Origin of the sequence: Paenibacillus allorhizosphaerae, from assembly GCF_042659105.1 — a bacterium.
Classification (GTDB): domain Bacteria; phylum Bacillota; class Bacilli; order Paenibacillales; family NBRC-103111; genus Paenibacillus_G; species Paenibacillus_G allorhizosphaerae.
The window spans coordinates 501,398-517,416 of sequence record NZ_JBHSRV010000002.1 but is presented as its reverse complement, the minus strand read 5'-3'; the positions used below and the strand labels follow the sequence as shown (position 1 = coordinate 517,416).

Here is a 16,019-nt window from a genome sequence, read left to right as displayed (position 1 = left end):
ACTCGATCCTCCCATCGCCTATTTTATCTGGATTAGTATCCCGGATTTGGCGCAGCGCATAGTCTGTTGTATCAATACCCCACAACTATGAGCTGAGAGGGAGACGTACATGAGCAAAGAAGAAACCCGTTCTTACCAGTATCCTTCCGGATACTATCCGCCCTATCATCATTATCCATACCCGCACTATCCGCATCACTATCCTTATTTCCCGCATCATCACGGTCACTATTATCCGGGTTATCCCGGCTATCATCCTGGTCATCATGGTCATCATGGTCATCCCGGTTATCCCGGCCACTATCCCGGCGGTCAGCACGGGCCATATCCGGGTCATCATGGCGGCGGACACTTTGGTCAAGGCAGCCAAAGCAGCGGGCAACGAAGTGGTCAACGAGGTGGTCAACGAAACGGACAAAGAAAGAAATAAAACGCAAGAAGACCCGCTGGCGGATTATGCCAAGCGGGTCTTCCTTATGAGTGAAGCTTACAGGCCGAAATCGAAATATTCCTTTGCGTTGTTGTACGAGATCGCTTGAACGATTCCTCCGAGCAGCTCCATATCGTCCGGCGCTTCGCCGTTTTCCACCCATTCGCCGATCAGATTGCACAATAATCTGCGGAAATACTCGTGTCTCGTGTAGGACAAGAAGCTCCGGGAGTCGGTCAGCATGCCGACGAAACGGCTGAGAAGGCCCAGATTCGCCAGCGCTTTCATCTGATCCAGCATACCGTCGAGCGTATCGTTGAACCACCAGGCGGAACCGAACTGGATTTTTCCTGCAACGCCGCCGCCCTGATAGCTGCCGATGATCGTGCCGAGCACATAGTTGTCTTTCGGGTTCAGCGAGTATAAAATCGTCTTCGGCAGCGCGTCTTCGGCGTCAAGCGCATCCAGCAGGCGAACCAGCGGCTGCGCGATCAAGCTGTCGTTGATCGAATCGTAACCGGTATCCGGTCCGAGCTTGCCGAACATCCGCGTATTGTTGTTCCGGTGCGCGTTGATGTGGAACTGCATCGCCCAGCCGAGTTCGGCGTACAGCTTGCCCAGGAACGTCAGCGTATACGTCTTGTATTGCTTTTCCTCCTCGAGGCTAACCGTTCCGCCTTGCAGCGCTTTGTCAAAAATCGCCGCGGCATCCGCTTGGGTAGTCTCCGCATACGCGACATAATCCAGCGCATGGTCGGATACGCGTCCGCCGACGGAATGGAAAAACCGTACGCGCGATTCCAATGCCGTCAGCAGCTCGTCGTAGCTGCTAATTTTGCCGCCAGCCACTTCCCCAAGCTTCTCCACCCAAGGCAAGAACGTAGACCGGTTGATCTCAAGCCCTTTGTCCGGACGGAACGAAGGCAGAACCTTGCAGTCGAAGCCTACGATGTCCTTGATCTTGATATGGTATTCGAGCGAGTCGGTCGGGTCATCCGTGGTGCAGACGACCTTCACGCCCGACTTCGTGATCAAGTCGCGAGCGGCAAATCCTTCGCCGCCGAGCTGCGCATTCACTTTTTCCCAAATCGCCGGCGCGTTCTTTTCATTGATCAGATCGTAGACGCCGAAGAAACGTTGAAGTTCCAGATGGGACCAATGATACAGCGGGTTTCCGATCGTCATCGGCACGGTTTTCGCCCAGGCCAGGAAACGGTCGTAATCGCTCGCCCCGTCGCCGCCGGTCACGTACTTTTCTTCCGCGCCGTTCGCTCTCATCACACGCCATTTGTAGTGATCGCCGTACAGCCATGCTTCGGTAATGTTTTTAAACCGCTTGTTCTCGTAAATTTCCTGCGGGCTCAAATGACAATGATAATCGATAATCGGCATTTGCTTCGCGTATTCGTGGTACAGCTTCTCCGCCGTGTTGTTTTTCAGCAAAAAGTTGTCGTCCAGAAACTTTTTCATCGGGGCACCTTCCTTTTCATAATAAGCATCAGAACGGCAATGCAGCTGCGTTCATGCCGCTTGGAGCGGAACCTTGATTTATTTACCGAGCAAATCCAAATGTTTGCCGATATGCGAGATCAACGATTGCGCATATGCTTCTTCCTGCTCGCTGAGCGTGCGGAAAAACTCGTCCTTGAACAGCGAATTTCCTTGCGCGTCCTTCGCTTGCAGCAAAATGCCGTAAGTGATATGAATCAGCTGGCGCGCATTGTCCTCATTCATGTATGTGTCGGCCAAATCGGCGTCGGCCACTTGATCGAGCGGAGCGATTTTGCTCAGATCGGTTGTAACATGATAGTAAGCGGTCGCTTCTTCGAAATGCTCCAGTGCATATTGATGCATGCTGCGGTACAGGGACGGCTTTACTTTCGCAACCGTACGAACGGCTTCGAGCCAGTTGGTGCCGGCTGTTTTTACATGGAAGCGGCCTTTCGTATATTTACCGATAATCGGGAACACGCTGAACTTGTCGCTGCCCGAATGAATGCTCAGCTTGTAACCGAAATCGTCGGCAATGCCCGCATGAATGACAAGCTCTTTCTCGAACTGGGCGATATCGCCGATATAGTCGATGCCCTTCTGGAATTCGCCGCAGAAACGAGGCGCCATGCTGTAAATGGTCAAGCCGCGGCTGTACAGCTCTTTGGCTACGAAGAAGTGGGATTCCGGCGCTGTCGGCGTCATCGTCTCGTCGATCGAGATTTCGAAGTCGACCTCACGCTCTGCGTTTTTAATGTACGTTACATAAATATGCTCCATGAAGTCGATGGCCGCTGCATAGATCAGTACGTTTTTGATCAGCGTCTCGCGGTCGAACGCGATCGTCGAGCCGGCTACCGGGAACGTCTGATTCAGGTAGCGGGACTCGTAATGGCTGCGAACGGATTCCGGCAGCTGCGCGTACTTCGCTTCTTGCTCTGCGGCGGATGTGCCTTCCACGTTGTTGTCGATTTTCTCCGAGCAGTCGAGCGTCAGCATCGTAAAGCCGAGACCTAGCGCCAACTCGATGTCGGCCTCCACTTTCAAGTGGTCGCCGTCCGCGCCGAAGCCGTCCTTGTATCCTTCCTGGAATGCGGCGTAGCACGCGGCGTCTACGACCTGCTTGTAGTCGCGCCCGGTCAGGTTCAGCTCGCGGATGCTTTGCTGCGCCAAAATCGGTCGAACATTCCGGCCTCTTACGGTACGAATATGACCCGGGGACGCGATGCCCAGACGGTCGCCGAGACCGATCGTTGCGATCTGCGTACCGAATGCGCGCGGCACCGTATATTCGAAGTATCGGTTTAATACGAGACGGTTTTCATGTGAAAGCGGACACAATTTTGCCCCGTCCTGTACTTCGCCGTGCAGCGCATCGTAGAGCGGACCTTTCCCGACGGCTGCAATATATTTGACATGGCTGTCCAAGTCTTTTACCATGACCAGCTTCGTTTCACCGGACGTTTCCAATGATGGTTCATATACTTTCACACCGCTGCCGTTTACATTCGAAAGCGTGCCTGCGATTAACGCTTCTGCGATCGGTTGGAACTTACCCATGAGCGAGACCTCCTAAGTTTATTATCACCTCTATCATCATATCGCAATAATAGTTTAGTTTCTCTACCGATCTTGCTCTATTTTATATTACCTATGCATATTTTGCTGTAAAGCTGGAAGGCGTTCTGCTACAATAGGGATAGTAAAGCGGAAACTTCGGATGATGTGCAAAGGAGACCACGCGAATGAGCGAAACGATAGAACTGAATTACGGCGCGGAAGAAGACGACTTTTATATACAGCATGTCAAACGAACGGAACCGTTCGAACGGACGAATCATTTTCACGGAACATACGAGGTATACTATTTAATAACCGGCCAGCGAACCTACTTTATCAAGGACCGGTCCTATTTAATCTCACCGGGCGATTTGGTATTCATCAACAAGCTCGACCTGCACAAAACGTCGGATGTCGGCGAGCCCGGCCATGAGCGAGTTGTCATCAACTTCAGCGACCGGTTTCTCGGCAGCGATCATCCGCTGTATACGCCTGCGTTGTTTGCGGCTTTCCAGCACCCGTCGCACGTATTCCGGTTGAAGCTGCAGGACCAGTTGTTCGTTCAACAAATTCTGAAGCGGATGACCCTAGAGCTGAAAGAAAAAGCAACGGGTTATGAAACGTACGTGAAGCTGCTCCTGATGGAGCTGCTGCTGTTCGCGGGACGATGTTCGGAACGGCAGGAAACGGTATCTTTCGAGCACCGGAGCCCGATGCACAAAAAAATTTCCGAAGTCGTACGCCATATCAATGGCAGCTTCCACGAGCCGTTGACGCTGGCGGGATTGTCGGAACGATTTTACATGAGTCCGTTTTATTTGAGCCGCGCCTTCCGCGAAGTGACCGGCTTCACCTTCGTCGAGTATGTCAATACGACACGAATCAAGGAGGCGCAGCGGCTGCTCAAGGAAACGAATATGAAAATCATCGAAATCGCAGATAGCGTCGGCTTCGAGAATATCGCCCACTTCGGCCGCATGTTCAAGAAGCTGGCGCGCCTGACGCCGCTGGAATACCGGAAATTGAACCGCTGAGCCCGGGAATTCGTCTATACTGACGAAACACTGATATCTTGCTGTAAACTTCTTGAATCGCTGTGCGCCTGTGATATACTTTTGTTATCGCGTTTCCAATTCATAGGGCTCTGTATGGAGGGATTGTTATTATTTATTTCGCCGCTTTTCTGATGTCCTTTCTGATTGTGCTGTTTCTTATACCTCCGTTGCGAAAATTGGCGTTTCGCATCGATTTTGTGGACAAGCCCAAACAAGATGTCGAACGGAAGCTGCACCGGGAGCCGATTCCTTTGACTGCGGGTTTCGCCATCTTCCTCGGGATCGTATGCACGAATCTCGCTTTTATCAAGGACGATTGGAAACAGACGCTCGGCCTTCTGTGCGGCTCGCTTCTCATTTTGGCGATCGGTACGATCGACGATTGGTACAAGACGCACGGCAAGGAATTTCCCGCGCTTCCGAAGTTCGTCGTGCAGCTTTCCGCTGCCGTTATTGTGTACTATTCCGGTATCGTGTTTTACGGATTTAACAATCCGTTTACGGGACAAGATATTTTGCTGCCGGTATGGCTGCAGTTTTTCTTGACGGTCACGTGGATTTTCGGGGTGACCACCGTCATTAACTTCTCCGATGGCATGGACGGACTGGCGGGAGGTTTGTCGGCGATTGCGGCTGTGACGCTGTTCATCGTGGCGGCAGCCAAAGGGCAGTCGGAATCGGCGATGATGGCGATCATTCTCGTCGGGGCGGCTCTTGCGTATTTGCGTTATAACAAACCGCCGGCGAAAGTGTTCATGGGCGATGCGGGGGCGACGCTATTCGGCTTCCTGCTCGGCGTTATCGCGCTTGACGGCGCATTCAAGCAGGCGACGGTGCTGTCGCTGCTCATCCCGATTTTGGCGCTCGGCGTGCCGATCTTCGATAATTTGTTCGTCGTCGTCAAACGGCTGCTGAACGGAAAGCCGATCTATCAGGCAGACGCGAGCCAGGCGCATTACCGGCTGCTGCGCACCGGGCTGAGCCCGAAACAAGTCGTGCTGTTTCTATGTTTGATTAACACGTGCTTCGGTTTGACGTCGATTATTTTACTCTTGTTAAACGTATAGGCCGCGTACCTGGGGTACACGGCCTCATCATTTGCCGGTAGTTCGGCGCTCCATCCTGGTGGACGAATCCTCAGCACACCCGGCGGCGGAGCATATGCAATTGGAATATTTATCATTATGATACATATCGTCGTTATGAAATTTGCGTGCCTTTCTTTAGCGATTTCTGATCGGAGTTCGTGTTAACGAGCAATGGAAGCATCTTCATGCCGCGGACCATCGGAGCATGGCATTGCCAGCAAACCGGCGCATTTTCAAAAGCGAAATTGTCCCTCATCCAGCCTTTGCAACCTTCCGTTTGACAATACCAAATCGCGGTGTCCTCCTGAGGAAGCTCCTCCGCTGATTTTTTCCGAAAATTCATGCGTACCCCTCCTTTTTGCGCTAAAAGAAAAAGCTGCCCCTAACCTCGTTAAGGGCAGCTTTTCACTTGTCGAATTACAGCTTTACAACGTTCTCCGCTTGCGGTCCGCGATTGCCTTGAACCACGTCGAATTGAACGCGTTGACCTTCGTCAAGTGATTTGAAGCCGTCGCCTGTGATCGCGCTGAAATGTACGAATACGTCTTTGCCGCCTTCTACTTCGATAAAGCCGAAGCCTTTCTCTGCGTTAAACCATTTTACTGTACCTGTTTGCATGGAATTACCTCCAAAAATTTAAATTAATATGTTTTTTTATTTGGTTAGCAAATAAAAAATTCACACATTGTAAAAGGTTCCATCACTCAAATGATAACCCTTTACAACAAGTGAATCAGGTCTCTAAGATATGACTGTTTTAGAATACCACATTTCGAGCCATAAGGCAAGGAGAAGAGCAGCCTATTATATTGGGCCCGGCGCTCCCCCTTCTATAGTCAGCTCTCCCCTGTCTTGAGACGTCCCTTCAGCGCCCATCGCAGGAAGTACGGCACGATGAACAAGATAAACAAAATGCGAAACATCTGGTAGGCGACGACCATGGACACGTCCGCATGGACGGCCGACGCGGTCACGCCCATTTCCGTCATGCCGCCAGGCGAAGTACTGAGAAAGGCAGTGACGACGGAGATCGGCTGAATGAGACTGAAGCCGAACGACAGTGCGAGCGAGAAGGCAACGATGGCCACGCCGCCGGCGAGCGAGTACGGCAGCAGCCGCCGCCAACCGGCGAGCGCGCTGAATTTGATGCCGAGGCCCAGATAAATGCCGAGGCTCCACTGCGCCGCGAGAATGAGCGGCGACGGCAGGTGCGGCGGAGCCCAGCCGCAAATCGTCAGTACGGCCGCGACGGTGATCGGGCCGAGGAACCACGGCGTCGGCAGCTTCAGCTTCACGGCGAGCCACGCTGCCGCAAGAACGAGCGCGGCGATCAAGATGGCCGTCCACCATGAGATAGAGGCGAAGATGGCGGCACCGGTTTGCGGCGGCAAGGCGCCTGTCGCTGCGCCGCCGGCCAGCCCGTGCACGGCCAAGAAAGGCACGACGAAAATGACGCTCAGCAGCCGGATCGTCTGCATGAAGGCGACGACGGTTTGGTCGGCGTTCTCGATCTCTTCGCTCAGCACGACCATCTGCGAGAGACCGCCAGGGATGCTGCCGATGATGCCGCTCGGCAAGCTGATCCCACTCCTGCGCGATATCGCATACGCCGACAGCACGCTGAATCCGATGGTCAGCACGGTCGCCGCAAGCATGGACGGCAGCTGCGTCACGATTTGCCGCGCGCTCTCCGCCGTGAACGCAAGCCCCATGCTGTAGCCGAGCAGCACCAGCCCGCCGTTACGCAAGCCGACGGGCCATGCCAGCGTCCGCTTCGTAAAACCCTGCCACAGCAGCACCGCCGTCAGCGGACCGAGCATCCAACTCAGCGGCAAGTGCAACAAACTAAATAGTATTCCTCCCAGGAAGGTGACGATGATCGTCTCCAGCAGCTTCCCCATGATGTCAGGACCTCTTTTCCGCTCCAAACGTGTAAGATGACAAAATAAATACCGGATCAAGTCTCCTCTTTTTAAGGATAGTCTTGAACCGGTATTTGTCAACCTCAAACCGTTATGTTTCCAAATTGACGCTTGTTTGGGTCTTCTTAAGCCTATGGTTTATTGCCGTCTTCCGACAGCTACTCGACTAGAAACGGACGAGATCGGCCACTTGAACCGGCAGCCCGGTTCGGATCGATCGATTGCCCGCGATGCCTGTCAGAATCGACATGGCGCCATCCACATGGGATGCGGCCCGGTTAAAGCGGTCGTAGTCCGGCGTGCCGAACAAGTCGTTCAGCAGAACAGGGTCGCCGCCGCCGTGTCCGCCCTTTTTCTCCTCCACCTTTACCTCATAAGGCGGCTCGAAAATCGGATGAACGAGAATTTTCTTCCCTTTAACGGCGCCTTCCAGCGCCTGATCGCCGCCCGAGTTCACATACGAAGCCTCGACGACATCCATTTCGATCCGGCCTTTCGTGCCGTTGAACGCCACGCGGAAACCTTCCCATGGCGCATAAGCATACAAGTTGTACGTTAATAATGCCTTATTTTCGTACCTTACCATCACGCCCATCGTATCTTCGATGTTAATGCCGTCGCCGAATACGCTTTGGTCGCGGAAATAGCCGTCCTCATGCTCCGCGTCCAAATACATCGCTTTGAGGTTCGGGTTTTTGTCCATATGCAGCGCAAAATGATCGTTCTCCGCTGCCTTGCTGCCGTAAGCACGGGAATAAAATTCCGTCACGCCTCGCTTCTCCGCGTTCTCCCGACCGTAGAACATCAGATCGCCGAGGGCGAATACGGTTTTCGGTTGGGTGCCGAGCCAAAAGTTCACCAAATCGAAATGGTGCGTCGATTTATGTACGAGCAGCCCCCCGCTGTTGCGTTTGTCGCGGTGCCAGCGGCGGAAATAGTCTGCGCCGTGCTTCGTGTTCAGCAGCCATTCGAAATGGACCGAGTGCACGTCTCCGATCGTGCCGTCCATGATCAGCTCGCGGATTTTCGTATTGTGCGGCGAATAGCGGTAGTTGAACGTCACCCGAAGGTTTTGTCCCGTTTCTTTGACGGCGTCGAGAATCGCCTGGCACTTCTCTTCGTCGACGGTCATCGGCTTTTCCGTAATGACGTCGCAGCCGAGCTGCATTGCGCGGATAATATATTTATGATGCGTACGGTCCACGGAAGTGACGATGACCGTGTCCGGTTTCATCTCCTCGATCATTCGGTCGAATTCGTGCGCTTTGAACGTAGGCACCGGCTCTGCGCCAAGCTCTCCGATCACCTTGTTCGCATGGTCCATCCGCGTCTGATTCACGTCGCAAAACGCGATGAGCTGCGAAGTTTCTTTGAACGTGCTGACAAGCGCTTTATAAAAAAACGATGCTCGTCCTCCTGTACCGACCAGGGCATAAGTTTTTCGTCTAGACATCTGTTGATCCTCCTCAAGAGTATGGTATAGTGGCAGTATATCGCAATATATACATGTAAACAGCACATAAATTGCTTACATTTTTATTTTTTCTACAAATATTGCCCTATCGATCTATCTTGAAAGGGGAGGCGTTTTGCGCATGACTCAAACCGAACCGAACCGTCCGCCGAAAAAACCGTATTTGCTTGAACACGCATCGCGTTCAGGCAGCTTCAACATGCCGCAAAATCATGCGCACGATTCGTATGAAATCTATTATTTGAAAGCGGGAAGCCGCTATTATTTCATTAAAGACCGTTCATACCTCGTCCGCGAAGGCGAACTTGTATTGATCGAGCCGATGGTGCTGCACAAGACGACCGAAGCGTACAGCCCGCATCACGAACGGGTGCTGATCAACTTCAAGCCGTCATGGCTCTCGCAAATGCTGGCCGAGCTCGACGTCGACGCGCTGTCCGCGTTCGGCGTCAGCCCGGTTATCCGGCCGGAGGGCCGCGATCAGGCCCACGTACAGCAGTTGATCGCAGCGATGCTCACCGAGCAGGACAACAAAGAGCCCGGATCAGAAGGCTGCATAAAGCTGCTGATGACCGAGCTCTTGTTATGGCTGTATCGTTATGTTTCCAAACAGTCGGCGGAACAAGGATGGGAGCGCGCCGACCATCCCACGACCTTGCACCGCAAAGTTTCCGATATGGTCAAACATATTAACGAGCATTACCCTGAGCCGTTGTCGCTCAAAGGAATATCCGAGCATTTTCACATCAGTCCGTATTACCTTTGCCGTATTTTCAAGGAGGCGACGGGCTTTACCTTAATCGAATACATTCAACGGCTGCGGGTCCACGAGGCGCAAAAGCTGCTGCAATCGACGCAGCTGCCCGTATCGGGCGTAGCGGAACAGGTCGGGTTCGACAGCGGAACGCATTTCGGCCGCGTCTTCAAGTCCGTCAGCGGCATGTCGCCGCTGCAATACCGCAAAACTTTCGGTACGTAACCGCGCGTTACTTTTTGAACCTTAGATTAAATTTTCCGGGTTCAACTGTTCGAGCTCCGGAATGACGAACTTGCCGTCCTTGCGAATCAGCACATCGTCGAAATAAATTTCGCCTCCGCCATACTCCGGCCGTTGAATGAGCACCATGTCCCAATGAACGGAGGAGCGGTTGCCGTTGTCCGCATCGGTATACGCGTTGCCCGGCGTGAAATGGATGCTGCCGTCGATTTTTTCGTCGAACAATATATCTTTCATCGGCTTCTTGATGTACGGATTGACGCCGATCGCAAATTCCCCGATAAAGCGCGAACCGTCGTCGGTGTCCAAAATGTTATTGAGCCGCGACGTGTCGTTGCCGGTCGCTTCGACGATTTTGCCGTTCTCGAAGCGCAGCACGATGTTTTCAAACGAAAAGCCGTTGTATATAGTAGGCGCGTTATAGGAAATGACGCCGTTCACCGAAAGTTTGACCGGTGCCGTGAATACTTCGCCATCCGGAATATTGTTTTTGCCTGCGCATTTGATCGCCGGAATGTCTTTGATGGAGAAGCTCAAATCCGTACCCGGGCTGACCAAGCGCACCCGATCCGTACGCTCCATCAAAGAAACGAGCGCATCCATCGCCTTCGACATTTTGCTGTAATCGAGATTGCACACCTGGAAATAAAAGTCCTCGAACGCTTCGGTGCTCGTATTCGCAAGCTGCGCCATCGAGCCGTTCGGATAGCGCATAATGCACCACTTCGTATGATTGACTCTCTGGTCGATCACCGGGCGCTGGTACTCTGTAATGTACAGCTTCATCTGCTCATCCGGCACGTCGGACGTCTCGGTAATGTTCTCGCCGCTGCGAACGGCCAAATACGCCTGCATCTTCTTCATCCGGTTCAGCTCGATATCCGCCATGCGCTGGAACAGTTCCTTCGTACCGCCAAACATTAGGGCGCGCGTCACCGAAGGATCGCGAAATTCGATGAACGGGTGACCGCCGGCTGCATACACTTCTTCTATTAGACACTTGGTCAATTCATGATCGCGAAGCCCGATCATTTCGATCAAAATATTTTCTCCCGGCTGCAGGTCAACGGAGTACCTCACCAAATTGTGCGCAAACTGTTTAAGTCTTGGATCTCGCATTCATCTCTCTCCTTTAGCGGAAACATGGAACAATCTACATTCCAATGTACCCAATTTTCGCGGAAAGTTCAAATCACGTTACAACATGTCGGAACATCGGTTCCATATTGAACTTGGAAAATACAGGAGGATGCAGTGTGTGCGCTGATCGCCTAGCTTCGGAGCAAATAATAAGTGCCGAGCAGAGCCCACCCGGCCATATGAACGACCAGCATAATGCCGAGTACCGGCGCCGCGGTCAGCGGTACGCCTAGAAACAACGCGAGAAAAAGAGCATAGATCCCGAATAAAGTGAGGATCCAGCTTTTCGCCCGGGCCCGCTCCCATACACGCACATATCGTTCATCCAGCCCGCGCTTCCCTTGGATGGCGCGCCGTCCTCCCCACCAGCCGAGAAAACCCATCAATGCTCCGCCCAACAAACCGAACCATGCCCAAAAATCCGTAACCATTCGATCACTCCCCTTCGAAAATGAAAAGCTCTTCAATCGTGCTCTGGAACGCCCTGGCGATCTTGAAGGCCAACTCCAATGAAGGATTGTACCGGCCTGATTCGATGGAAATGACGGTTTGTCTCGAAACGCCAATCCTTTCCGAGAGCTGCTCCTGGGTCCAATTTCTACGCGCTCTCATCTCTTAAAAGCGGTTGTTCATTCCTTCCCTCCTTCGTCTTGCCCGCCACCAATGTAAAGCCAGCTTTACGTAAAGGTTACTTTACATTTTCAATTATGTCAAGCAAGCTTTACATCAGAAAATGCAGAAACGAAAGACGGCGTTCGGGTGCGTCGAAAAAAAATCATTCCAGCCTATTGGACCGGAATGACCTTGTCAGTTACAGTATTGAGAGGCAGACCGACCGGATAATCGCCGGTCATCAGCTCTTCCGGCCGGAAGAAGTTGGAGATCTCCCGATCGGCGCTTTGCGGAGAATCGGAGCCGTGAATAATGTTATTGCCGGTATTCAGCGCATAATCGCCTCGAATCGTACCCGGCGCCGCGTCAAGCGGATTCGTCTTGCCCATCATCGCCCTGGAGAGCGCCACAATGTTGTCTCCCTGCCACACCATCCCAAAGACCGGTCCGGAAGTAATAAAGGCCACCAGTTCCCCGAAAAAGGGCTTGTCCTTATGCTCCTCATAATGGTATTCAGCCTGTTCCCGAGTCAACCGGAACATCTTCGCACCGATGAGCTGGAATCCTTTTTCCTCGAAACGCTGCACCAGTTTGCCGATCAAATGCCGCTGAACCCCGTCCGGCTTCACCATCAGATACGTTTTTTCCATACGCAGCCACGCTCCCATCCAAGCAGAAGTTGTTGTGTTATGTCGCTTACAGCATGTCATTATGCCCACTTCCTGCCTTTTCCATAAGCCGGCGGTCCGATGTCATGACCGATAAGGCCAGTGACCGCAGCCAAAAAAACCGTACCCTCCGCAAGGAGAGTACGGTAACAACGTTATTTTCATATTAAAATCCATTCATTCCGATCGCCGGACGACCATCCTGATCCGTTTCCTGTTCCATCAGCGAAAGATTCGCGCCAAGCGTACGGAAGCTGTCGATCAAGTCGTCATAGCCTCGCTCCAAATGCTCTACGCCGGTTATGCGTGTGACGCCTTCGGCTGCGAGTCCGGCAAGCACCAGACAAAAGCCTGCACGAACGTCCGTCGCATGCACCCATTCGCCGACGAGCGGCCGGCCGCCTCGAATGAAGGCGGTCTCTTTCCGCACTTCTACGTCAGCCCCCATCCTGCGAAGCTGCGGCACATGGTTGAACCGGTTCGGAAATACACGTTCGGTGACAATGCTCTTGCCTTTGGCCTGCGTAAGCAGCGCCGTCATCGGCTGCTGCAGGTCGGTCGCAAACCCCGGGTACATCGATGTGCGGATGCGCGTCGCCTTAATGGGGCCAAGACCGTAAGCCGTAATGCTGCTCTCATCGGTTTCGATCCCCAATCCGACTTCCTTCAGCTTGGCCAGGCATGAGCCGAGATGCTCGGGGATGATGTCCTTCACCGTCACCTGCCCGCCGTTCATGCCGGTCGCCATCAGGAACGTCCCGGCGATCAATCGGTCCGGAATGACGGCATGTTCCCCGCCGGTCAAGTACGGCACGCCTTCGATACGGATACGGTCCGTTCCTGCGCCGAAGATGCGCGCGCCAAGCCGGTTCAGCAGCGTAGCCGTATCGACCACTTCCGGGTCGACGGCCGCATTGTACAAATTCGTCCTGCCTTTTGCCCTGCACGCCGCGAGCAAACTGTTGATCGTCGCCCCCGACGTAATCGTATCGAAGTAAATGTCGGCGCCTCGAAGCTCCGCCGCTTCTACCATGTAATAATCTTCGCGAAATTCCACTTTCGCGCCCAATGCCTGGAACGCTTTGACGTGTTGGTCGATCGGTCTGGAGGAGAAGTCGTCCCCGCCTGGAAACCCGATCGTAACCCTGCCGAATTTGGCGAGCAGCGCTCCTGCAAAATAATACGACGCCCGATACGCCGCTGCTTTCCCCGGATCGATGACAGCGCTATGTATCCAGCGCGGATCAATGACGATATTGCCGTTCTCCATTCGCCGCAGTTCCAGGCCGATATCCCGTGCGATGCGCGAGACGACCTTCACATCGTCGATGGCCGGAATGCCTTCCAGCGTCACCACATCGTCGGCGAGACAAGATGCGGCAAGCAGAGCGAGCGAGGAGTTCTTGGAGCCGGGAATTCGAACGGAGCCTTGAAGCGCCCCGGCCGGTTCCACTTGTATATATCGCATGCAATCGTACCCACTTTCGGAAGTTCGCTATTTGGAGTCCATCTCCAGCACATAACCGCTGCCTCGGACCGCGCTTATCACAAACGTGTCCTTGCCGTATTTTTTGCGAATTCGATAAACCAGCGCATTCAGCTCGTCCATGCTTACATCCGGCATGCCGTCCGCTCCTGTCGTTCGCTCCGGCCATACGTTGTGCTTGATTTCTTCGATAGGCACCAGCCGGTTTGCGCGATCGTACAACAATTGAATCAACAGGAATTCTTTCTCCGACATCGCAATCCGTTTGCCGTCCACCACGCATTCGCGCTTCTCCCAATGAATCTTGAGCGGCTCTGCCGGAATCGTGATACGCTGCGTAATGCTAAGCGGCTCGAATTCCAGCGTCTGATCCGCGAAAATATAGGAAAAGTGCAGCACCGTCATTCCTTTCGCCAACTTAATAATATCGAACGACTGCAGCGGATAAGGCTTGTTCGGTACGGCCCGTTCCCCGTTGATTTCGGTGCCGTGCGTACTCCCAAGGTCATACAGAACAGCCTTCTCGTCTTCCTTGCGTATAAGAAAATGCTTCCGCGATACAAAAGCGTTCGTAAAAGCGAAGTCCGGCGAAAAATGATTCGATGCCCGGCCGACAACGGTTTCGTCCGCCGATAGATTCAGGCAAGTGCCCGGACGGAACGGTTCGCCCCGGATTACATATAGACAAGCGAATGTTTCCAGTTTCTTTCCCTCCGCAACCGGTTAGCAGCCCCTCAGAAGCTGTACTTTTTAGAAAATGAATCCAATACCTTCATCATATCGCATTTTCAGTCCGAAGGTAAATACCCTAACAGTAACATCTCCCTTATAACTCAGTAACGATTTTACCATTGGTTAATGCAGGAGAAGTCATATTTTTTGCTTATTGTCCGCGCTCCCGTTATATCCCCGCTCGCCGTAAGGGTGAAGCTTCTCGAGCCAGGTCGCTTCCATTCCGGCCAGCGTCTTCCGCACATCCTGCATGCTGCCTTCACGGCCGTTCAGCTTTTCCAGCACCTCGAATTCAAACCCCGCTTCCCCGCCGTCGTTCCAATCCTGCTGAAGCGACGGATCCCGATGCCGCCCGATGGAAAGCTCGAATTTGATGCGGTTGATGGCGCCTTCGATGTTCGGATTCGAGCCGATTCCGATTTTGCCGTTCCGCTTGTTGCGAAGAAGAAAGACGCCTCCCGTCCGCTCCTTCTCCTCATACGCAGCGATCAGCTCTTTGCGCCGTTGCTTGCTCGTATCGGGTTCGTTCACGACGTCCACGCCATCAACGCCGTTCATCCCGCTCTCGTCCGGAAGCCAATAGGCGCTCCCATCATCCTTACGCAGCAAGTAACCGTATTCGACCATATACCGGCGCAGCACGGCATAATCCGGCCACACTTGCTCCAAAATAGCGTTGACCTCCGGCTCCGTGTACGTGGTTCCGTGCCGAAAGCGGCGCTGCAGCGATCCGGCAATTTCTTTTCGCTTGCTTTCCTTGTTCGGCCACTGCTGAAGCGGCCCGTCCGACGCTTCCGGTGCGTCCTCACCGTCAACCGTTCCCGGATGCTGCCCCTTCGCCGTTTTGCTTTTCGAAGCGCGGTCGGTTTCCGATCCGGTCTTCTCCTGAAACAGCTCCATCAGAGCCAGAAACAGCCTCGCCTGCTTCTCTTTCTCCCGCAGAACAAACCGGTGATTGCGAATCGTCGATGCGCTGCCTGCCCCTGTCCGGCGAACAACATCCGCGTCGCTGACGCCTTCATAGAACAACAGCAGCAGCTGCCGCTGCAGGTGGGAAAGCCCGGTTCTTTTTTTATCCAGCGTCAGCAAATAATGAAACATCGATCCGTGCTCCGCCGCAATATGCTCCTTCATCTGCTTCTCGGCATCCCGGTATCCCGACCCGTCGGGCGCCGCGTAAATGACGCCCTGCTCGGTCTCATATCCGCAAACCAAGCAAAAATACCGGTCGCTCTCTTCGCTCAAGCCGTACCCGCGTTTCAACTCCTGCATGGAGGAAACGAATAACGGATCGATATTATGATCTTGATTCATTTAAACATAACCACCATTCATCTTGTTATATATAGATATTTTATTGTTTT

Annotated in this window: 17 protein-coding genes and 1 pseudogene; 4 read left to right on the top strand and 14 right to left on the bottom strand. The window is 53.3% G+C overall.

Features of this window, described 5'->3' with window-relative positions; all coding sequences use genetic code 11:
• Positions 1-109: 109 nt before the first annotated feature.
• Complete coding sequence (locus ACFQI7_RS10890) at positions 110-430, top strand: hypothetical protein (RefSeq protein WP_218099237.1); 321 nt, start codon at positions 110-112, stop codon at positions 428-430.
• Between the two features lie 57 nt (positions 431-487).
• Here the strand turns inward: ACFQI7_RS10890 and uxaC are convergent, their stop codons facing one another.
• Both uxaC and ACFQI7_RS10880 read right to left on the bottom strand, forming a co-directional pair.
• Positions 488-1,900, bottom strand: coding sequence for a glucuronate isomerase (gene uxaC, locus ACFQI7_RS10885; protein ID WP_218099238.1), 1,413 nt, complete (start codon positions 1,898-1,900; stop codon positions 488-490).
• Between the two features lie 78 nt (positions 1,901-1,978).
• Entirely contained in the window at positions 1,979-3,481 is a 1,503-nt protein-coding gene (locus ACFQI7_RS10880; protein ID WP_218099239.1) for a tagaturonate epimerase family protein, read from the bottom strand.
• Positions 3,482-3,666: 185 nt separating this feature from the next.
• Between ACFQI7_RS10880 and ACFQI7_RS10875 the strand changes: the two genes are divergently transcribed.
• Together ACFQI7_RS10875 and ACFQI7_RS10870 are read left to right on the top strand one after the other, a co-directional pair.
• Positions 3,667-4,515, top strand: a complete 849-nt coding sequence (locus tag ACFQI7_RS10875) for a helix-turn-helix domain-containing protein (protein ID WP_218099240.1) — start codon at positions 3,667-3,669, stop codon at positions 4,513-4,515.
• A gap of 152 nt (positions 4,516-4,667) precedes the next feature.
• Positions 4,668-5,603 carry an MraY family glycosyltransferase gene (locus ACFQI7_RS10870; RefSeq protein WP_218099241.1) on the top strand — a complete coding sequence of 312 codons (936 nt, stop codon included), beginning with the start codon at positions 4,668-4,670 and terminating at the stop codon, positions 5,601-5,603.
• A gap of 133 nt (positions 5,604-5,736) precedes the next feature.
• On the opposite strand, the gene ACFQI7_RS10865 is transcribed toward ACFQI7_RS10870, so the two are convergent.
• From ACFQI7_RS10865 to ACFQI7_RS10850, 4 genes are all read right to left on the bottom strand, one after another.
• On the bottom strand, positions 5,737-5,967 hold the full coding sequence (locus ACFQI7_RS10865; RefSeq protein ID WP_218099242.1) for a cold-shock protein: 231 nt from the start codon (positions 5,965-5,967) through the stop codon (positions 5,737-5,739).
• A 74-nt stretch (positions 5,968-6,041) separates the two neighbouring features.
• A complete protein-coding gene (locus ACFQI7_RS10860) occupies positions 6,042-6,242 on the bottom strand; it encodes a cold-shock protein (RefSeq protein ID WP_218091883.1) in 201 nt (66 codons plus the stop codon).
• A 218-nt stretch (positions 6,243-6,460) separates the two neighbouring features.
• The gene (locus ACFQI7_RS10855; protein WP_230414948.1) at positions 6,461-7,585 is read right to left on the bottom strand and encodes an AbrB family transcriptional regulator; all 1,125 of its coding nucleotides are present in this window, start codon (positions 7,583-7,585) and stop codon (positions 6,461-6,463) included.
• Positions 7,586-7,712: 127 nt separating this feature from the next.
• A complete protein-coding gene (locus ACFQI7_RS10850; protein ID WP_218099243.1) occupies positions 7,713-8,999 on the bottom strand; it encodes a Gfo/Idh/MocA family protein in 1,287 nt (428 codons plus the stop codon).
• Between the two features lie 142 nt (positions 9,000-9,141).
• Between ACFQI7_RS10850 and ACFQI7_RS10845 the strand changes: the two genes are divergently transcribed.
• Positions 9,142-9,999 (top strand): AraC family transcriptional regulator, encoded by an 858-nt coding sequence (locus tag ACFQI7_RS10845; protein WP_218099244.1) that lies wholly within the window; start codon positions 9,142-9,144, stop codon positions 9,997-9,999.
• 21 nt (positions 10,000-10,020) lie between these two features.
• On the opposite strand, the gene ACFQI7_RS10840 is transcribed toward ACFQI7_RS10845, so the two are convergent.
• The 8 genes and pseudogenes from ACFQI7_RS10840 to ACFQI7_RS10805 form a co-directional block, all read right to left on the bottom strand.
• Positions 10,021-11,136, bottom strand: a complete 1,116-nt coding sequence (locus tag ACFQI7_RS10840) for an aminopeptidase (RefSeq protein ID WP_218099245.1) — start codon at positions 11,134-11,136, stop codon at positions 10,021-10,023.
• A 152-nt stretch (positions 11,137-11,288) separates the two neighbouring features.
• The gene (locus tag ACFQI7_RS10835; protein WP_218099246.1) at positions 11,289-11,588 is read right to left on the bottom strand and encodes a hypothetical protein; all 300 of its coding nucleotides are present in this window, start codon (positions 11,586-11,588) and stop codon (positions 11,289-11,291) included.
• Between the two features lie 4 nt (positions 11,589-11,592).
• Complete coding sequence (locus ACFQI7_RS10830; RefSeq protein WP_218099247.1) at positions 11,593-11,769, bottom strand: helix-turn-helix transcriptional regulator; 177 nt, start codon at positions 11,767-11,769, stop codon at positions 11,593-11,595.
• A 173-nt stretch (positions 11,770-11,942) separates the two neighbouring features.
• Positions 11,943-12,419, bottom strand: coding sequence for a nucleoside-diphosphate kinase (ndk, locus tag ACFQI7_RS10825; protein WP_218099248.1), 477 nt, complete (start codon positions 12,417-12,419; stop codon positions 11,943-11,945).
• Positions 12,420-12,603: 184 nt separating this feature from the next.
• Positions 12,604-13,905 carry a UDP-N-acetylglucosamine 1-carboxyvinyltransferase gene (gene murA / locus ACFQI7_RS10820; RefSeq protein ID WP_218099249.1) on the bottom strand — a complete coding sequence of 434 codons (1,302 nt, stop codon included), beginning with the start codon at positions 13,903-13,905 and terminating at the stop codon, positions 12,604-12,606.
• 27 nt (positions 13,906-13,932) lie between these two features.
• Entirely contained in the window at positions 13,933-14,340 is a 408-nt protein-coding gene (locus ACFQI7_RS10815; RefSeq protein ID WP_230414950.1) for a winged helix-turn-helix domain-containing protein, read from the bottom strand.
• Positions 14,341-14,349: 9 nt separating this feature from the next.
• A pseudogene (locus ACFQI7_RS10810) lies at positions 14,350-14,565 on the bottom strand (FHA domain-containing protein); the annotation flags it as partial.
• Between the two features lie 228 nt (positions 14,566-14,793).
• Complete coding sequence (locus ACFQI7_RS10805; protein ID WP_218099250.1) at positions 14,794-15,969, bottom strand: DUF2087 domain-containing protein; 1,176 nt, start codon at positions 15,967-15,969, stop codon at positions 14,794-14,796.
• Positions 15,970-16,019: the final 50 nt, after the last annotated feature.